Raw genomic sequence first — 5730 nt, 5'->3', positions numbered from 1 at the left:
GGTGGTCCCAAGCAGTTGAGCGGCGGCGCGCCGGCGGTCGCCCCGGTCAGGGCAGGACGACGTTCTTGCCCCGGGCGTGGCCGCCGCGCAGGTGCCGGATCGCGTCGGCCGCCTCGGCAGCGGCCAGCTCCGGTCGAGGACGGGCCGGAGCCGGCCGGCGTCGACCAGCGCGGTGAGGGCGTCGAGGTTCTCGCTGCTCTCCTTGGCCACCAGGGGAATCAGCCGCTGGCCGACCAGTGGGGAGAGCAGCAGCGCGCGCAGCTGCCGGTCGAAGCCCTGCAGCAGCCTGCCGGTGGCGGCCTCGCCGCCGACGAGGACCAGCGTGCCGGTCGGGGTGAGCGCGCGGCGCAGGTGGGTCAGGGTGCGGTTGCCGGCGGTGTCGACGATGACGTCGTATCGCACGCTCCGGTCGGTGATGTCCTCGCGGGTGTGGTCGATGACGTCGGTCGCGCCGAGGGACGTCACGAGGTCGGGTTTGGTGGGTCCGCAGACGCCGGTGACGTGGGCGCCGGCCGCCGCGGCGAGCTGTACGGCGTACGAGCCGACGCCGCCGCCGGCGCCGATGACGAGGCACCCGCTGGTCGGGGCGGACCGTCGCGGCGTCCCGGACGGCGGTGAGCGCCGTCTGGCCGGAGACCGGGATGGCGGCGGCCTCGGCGAAGGTGAGCGCGGCGGGCTTGCGGGCGAGCTTGTGCTGCGGCGCGAGGGCGTACTCGGCGTAGCTGCCGGCGCCGGTGCCGTAGACCTCGTCGCCGGGGGCGAAGCGGGTGACGTGGCGGCCGACGGCTTCGACGACGCCGGCGAGGTCCATGCCGGGGACGCGGTGGCGGGGGCGGCGCAGCCCGTAGCCGAGGCGGACCGGGTACGGCAGGCCGGTCATCAGGTGCCAGACGCCGGGGTCGACGCCGGCGGCGTGGACCCGGACGAGCACGTCGTCGTCGCCGACCACGGGCGGGTCGATGTCCCGCAGTTCCCACCCGTCGGCGGAGCCGTAGCGGTCCTGGACGATGGCTTTCACGAGCCCTCCTGGGGGTACTGGAACACGTCGGTGACGGGGACGTCGAACACGGCGGCGATCTGGAAGGCCATCTCCAGCGACGGCGAGTAGCGGCCCTGTTCGATGGCGATGACGGTCTGCCGGGTCACGCCGACGCGGCGGGCCAGTTCGGCCTGGGTCAGGTCGCCGTGCGCGGCGCGCAGGGCGCGGATGGAGTTGGTGATCCGGGTCGGTTTCACCACGACTGGAAGCCCCGCCGGTAGGCGACGATCTTGGCAGTGGAGCCGACGACGGCGGAGAGCACGAAGCACAGGTAGATGACGTTGGCGATCCAGAAGTGGTCCCAGCGGGCCAGTGCCATGCCGAGCGCGGCGACCGCGCCGACGACGACGAAGGACTGGCCGATGTGCTCGCCGGTGCGGTGGATCTCCCGGTCGCGCTGGTCGGACTGGTTGGCGCCCTCGGGCGAGACGATCGAGACGACGATGTGGAGGAGGATCGACGCCACGATGGCGCCGCCGATGCTCCAGAGCAGGGCGCCGGCGTACGACACGTCGGGCAGCGGGACGCCGTCGGCGCGGCCGAGAACGATGGCCGCGTACGTGGCGTAGGCGATGACCGCGACCACGGCCAACATCCAGGCGCGTTTTTCCTCGAAGGCCATGGACCCTCCCCGGGGGTGTAAAGAATTTTTGACACCCGAACGGTATGCCCCGGTGGCCAGGCGTGTCAAGAATTCTTTACACGGCGAGGCGGGGCGCGCACGCAGACAAGGCGGGCCCGTGAGGACCCGCCTTGCCTTTGTTGAGCGACTACCAGAGGACTTGAACCCCTAGACCACATCTGCAATCCGCAACCGTGCTAAGTGGCAGTCACCGAAAGCGTAGGGCGGCGCGGAAGCCCACGCAGTCACCCATGTGACAGCTCAGCTCACGTTGCCCGCGTTCCGCGCTCCGCCCTCGACCCGGATCAGGCCGTCCATCGACACGTTGTCGGTCACCGACCAGAGGCGCTTCGCCGGGGCGCCCGACCAGAGCGGGTTGACCATGATGCCGGGGTTGCAGTTCTGCACCAGGTTGTCCCGCACGGCCAGGATCGGCCCCCCGGCCGCGAACGCCCAGATCCCCAGGCCGGTGCCGCCGGAGACGGAGATCCGGTTGTCCGAGACGAAGACGTTGCGCATGCTGCCGATCTTGATGCCGCGGATCGTGCCCTCCCCCCGCCACCAGGCCTTGACCAGGTGGATGTCGTTGCCGGTCACCCGGATCGTCCGGCCCTGGATGGGCGGACCGGGGTGGTACGACACCCCGATGTGGACGCCCTCGGCCACCTGGTCGAAGCGGCAGTCGGAGACCTCCACGTCACCGACGGCCGTGCCGCCGCCGATCACCACCCCGCAGGCCCCGATCGACGCCTCGGCCGCGGCCGCCAGCTCCTTGCGGTACCCGGCGGCGTACCGGTCGCCGAACGCCGGCTCCAGCAGGATCCGGTCGGCGACCGAGCGCAGGTGCTTGGCCGCCGCCGACGGCGTCTGCACCGGGCGCGACGGCGGCGACGCCGCCAGCGCCGCCTCCCAGGCGCCCTGGGCCAGGGCGGAGTCGAAGCGCAGGCTGGCCCCGGGCGCCGGCAGGGCGACGTCCCGCCGGTCCCGGGCGATGTCGTCGGCCCGGCGCACGTTGACGCCCTCGCCGACCAGGTAGTCCCGCAGCGCCTTGCGACCCTCGTCGGTGTCGAAGATCCGCCCGGCGGCGTCGCCGAGGCGGCCCTTGAGCGAGGTGAGCTGCCGCTTGTAGCTGGGCAGCCGGCCCGGGTCCGCGGCGGCCAGGTCCGCCAGCCGGTGCAGGTACGCCCCGGCGCTCTGGTCCGAGCGCAGGTCCTCCGGCGTCGGTGGGTGCAGGGCGGCCAGGGTCTTCCACTCGCTCTCCGGCACCGTCGAGTTCATCCGCACGCCCCACTGCCCGACCCGGACCACGGTGTTGAAGTCGCCGCGTTCCAGCCGGTCCGCCCGGTCCAGCGCCAGCCGGCCGACCAGCTGGGTGGCCAGCTCGCCGCGGAACTTCTCGTCCTTGACCAGCTCCTGGAGGGTCAGCGAGAGCGGTCGGGGCGGGGTGCTGAACCGGCAGCGGGTGACGATGGCGTGCTCCGGATTGACCAGGAGCACCCCCTGCTGGCCGTGGCCGATCAGGAAGTCCGAGTCGAGCACCCGGACCCGGCCGGGCGGGGTGCCCTGGTCGTTGCGCACGGTCAGGCAGGTGCTGCGGGGCGCGGCGCCCGCCACCCCGGCCAGCCGGACGTGCTCGACGGTCACCTCCTTGCAGTTGATCGCGCTGATCGGACCGAGCCGCCCCGAGCTGTCGGCCGGCCCCGGGGTCTCCACGGACAGGTGCGACACGGACACCGAGCCGCAGTTGGCGAAGAGCAGCGCGTACTCGTGGCCCTGCACCTGGATCCGGCTCGCGGGGCCGCTGCCGAGCAGTCGGATGTTCGTCCGGTTGCTGAAGGTCACCGGCGTGTTGCTGGTGTAGAGCCCGGGCGCGAAGCAGATCAGCACGTCCCCGGCGGGCAGCGTGTTCAACGCCTGCACCCAGTCGATGCCCGGCCGCAGCGTCACCGTCGCCCAGCCGCCCGTGCTGGCCGCGGCGAGCTGGTTGATGGCGGCCTGCACGGTGGTCGCCCCGGCCAGCGACGGCCGCCCGGTCGGGTCGTACGACACCCGGTCGGCGCGGGAGAGGCTTGCGGTGAAGGTGAGCGGCAGGTGGGCCGGCTGCATCGCCTCGTCGAGGAGCTGGGCGGTGACCTCCTGGGTGGCGGTGCCCGAGTCGAGCTGCCAGGCGCAGCGGGCCCGGCCGTCCGTACCGGTCTCCACGGTGACCGTGCTCGCGGTGGTCGCGCCGGCGGTCAGCTTCCCCTGGCCGATGGTGACGGTGAAGCGCACCCGGGCCTTGGCGACCGGCTGGCCGCCCGTGGAGACGCCCGCCACCAGGTCGTGGCCGAGCGGCACCAGCGTCGCCGGACTGTTCGGCACCGGCACGGCCTCCTGGCCGTCCCCGCCGAGCAGGCTCAGGGTCAGTTGACCGGTGAGCGGGGCGAAGACCGGGCGGCAGTCGCGCAGCACGCTCCACTGGCTGCCGTCGTACCCGAGGACGCCCAGCCGGCCGTGGGCCCGGCGCGGGCCGTGCGGGGGTCTGCGGCACGGGCGTCGTGCCGGTCCTCGGCCACTCCACGTCGTGCACCGCCGAGCGGGCGGGAAAGGACCACCAGTCCCCCGTCCGGTAGCTGCCCGCCGCACCGAACCGGATCTTGATACCGAGTTCCAGGTCCAGCTCGGCGCCGCCGGCGGGGACGGTGCCCCGGCCGTCCCAGCGGCGCACCCGGGGCCGCCGGGGGAAGTCGGCCCGGTTCAGGCTGCCGGTGGCGGTGGCCGGGCGGATCACGATCCGATCGCCCTCCACCCGGTCGACCTGCACCAGCGTGCCCGGCGTCGCGTTCTGCTCGCGGGTGTCGTCGGTGAGCTCCACCCAGGACCCGTTGGCGAAGCCCGCGCTGCCGTCGCGGCCGGGCACCTTCACCGTGAGCACGTCGACGTCGATGCTCTCCCAGGTCGCCACCGTGGAGCCGTTGTCCCGCGACCACACGTAGGTCGCCGCGCCGGGAGCGCCGCCGGCGAGGATCTCCACCCGGTAGCACTGGTTGTCCAGCCCGGTGTACGGGGAACCGGTCGGGATGACGCAGTCGCCGCCCGGAGCGCCGGTGGGATCGGCGCGGACCGCGAGGGTGCCGGTCGAGGCGGCGGTCAGCTCCGCCCAGCCGGGCGGGGTGTCGGCGCACCCCACCGGGGTGCTCGGCGGGCCGGCCTGCACCAGCCGGACCTGCCAGACGGTGCGCAGCCGGGTGGCGGTGTCCGGGCCGCCCAGGGCCACCTCGCGCAGGCCGGCGTCCTCGATGGCGGTGACGTGCTGCGACCAGGCCTGGAGCCAGGCCACGTAGACCCCGGCGGGGACGGCGCGCCGGCGGCCAGCCAGGTGCCGTCGAGCTTGCGCACGAACGGACCGGCGGCCGGCAGGTCGGGCTGGGCGAAGACGGAGACCTGCGCGTCGTTCTCGCAGAGCACCCCGTCCAGGTAGTAGCGGCCGGCCGACAGCTTCAGGTCGCCGCCGCCCCCGGTGAGCGCGAACGCCCCGTTGGTCAGCGGTGCCCCAGCCGGGCCGACCAGGTCGGTCAGCGCGGTCGCCCGCAGGTGCGCCTGGATGTCCTGCTGCTCGTTCCAGTCCGCGTCCAGGTCCACCCGGCCCTGCTGTTTGCGCACGCTCGTCGCGTGCGCCGCTGGTCGAACGTCGAGCGGCTGATGTCGCCCTTCATGGTGTGGTTCCTCCGGTCGGCAGCACGGGCAAGGGAGATGCCACCCGCCCCAGCGGCAGGTACTCCCGCAGGGCGAGGGCCAGGTTGTTGAGGCGTTGCGGGGTGAGCGCGCGTCGGAACGCGCCCATCTCGGCACCGGACTCCGCGCCGGTACGCAGCTCGGCGGCGGCGGTCTCGGCGAGTCGGCCGTACGTCGCGTCGCCGTACCGGGTGCTGGCGAAGGCCGGCCCCACCCGGGTGGCGACGTCCGGGTCGCCGGGATGGGCCTGCACGGCCAGGTCCGGCTGGCAGCGGTACCGGCGCGGGGTCACCGAGCCGGGCCGCAGGTAGCTGAACCGCACGTACCCCTGCTGTCGGCGGGCCCACCGTGACCA

General features: G+C 73.7%; 3 protein-coding genes and 4 pseudogenes. All 7 read right to left on the bottom strand.

From position 1 onward, the window contains the following. Positions 1-46 precede the first annotated feature (46 nt). A pseudogene (locus JNW89_RS25720) lies at positions 47-1018 on the bottom strand (NAD(P)-dependent alcohol dehydrogenase). Further along, positions 1015-1239 carry a helix-turn-helix transcriptional regulator gene (locus JNW89_RS25715; RefSeq protein WP_375155138.1) on the bottom strand — a complete coding sequence of 75 codons (225 nt, stop codon included), beginning with the start codon at positions 1237-1239 and terminating at the stop codon, positions 1015-1017. Before JNW89_RS25715 ends, JNW89_RS25720 begins: the two are co-directional and overlap by 4 nt. Then, the gene (locus JNW89_RS25710) at positions 1233-1661 is read right to left on the bottom strand and encodes a hypothetical protein (RefSeq protein ID WP_154936637.1); all 429 of its coding nucleotides are present in this window, start codon (positions 1659-1661) and stop codon (positions 1233-1235) included. The genes JNW89_RS25715 and JNW89_RS25710 overlap by 7 nt, the downstream gene beginning before the upstream one ends. Positions 1662-1922: 261 nt before the next feature. Continuing rightward, entirely contained in the window at positions 1923-4112 is a 2190-nt protein-coding gene (locus JNW89_RS25705) for a right-handed parallel beta-helix repeat-containing protein (RefSeq protein WP_238450867.1), read from the bottom strand. Positions 4113-4254: 142 nt separating this feature from the next. Continuing rightward, a pseudogene (locus JNW89_RS39030) lies at positions 4255-4980 on the bottom strand (DUF6519 domain-containing protein); the annotation flags it as partial. An 83-nt stretch (positions 4981-5063) separates the two neighbouring features. Continuing rightward, positions 5064-5318 (bottom strand): annotated as a pseudogene (locus JNW89_RS39025) (DUF6519 domain-containing protein); the annotation flags it as partial. A gap of 34 nt (positions 5319-5352) precedes the next feature. Next, positions 5353-5730 (bottom strand): annotated as a pseudogene (locus JNW89_RS25690) (hypothetical protein); the annotation flags it as partial.

The sequence above is a fragment of the Micromonospora sp. 4G55 genome, from assembly GCF_016803375.1.
This window is presented reverse-complemented; position numbering and strand designations above follow the sequence as displayed.

What these genes read in the sequence shown, in the direction of transcription:
- JNW89_RS25710 (WP_154936637.1), bottom strand. Translation starts at nt 1,661, where the DNA reads ATGGCCTTCGAGGAAAAACGCGCCTGGATGTTGGCCGTGGTCGCGGTC.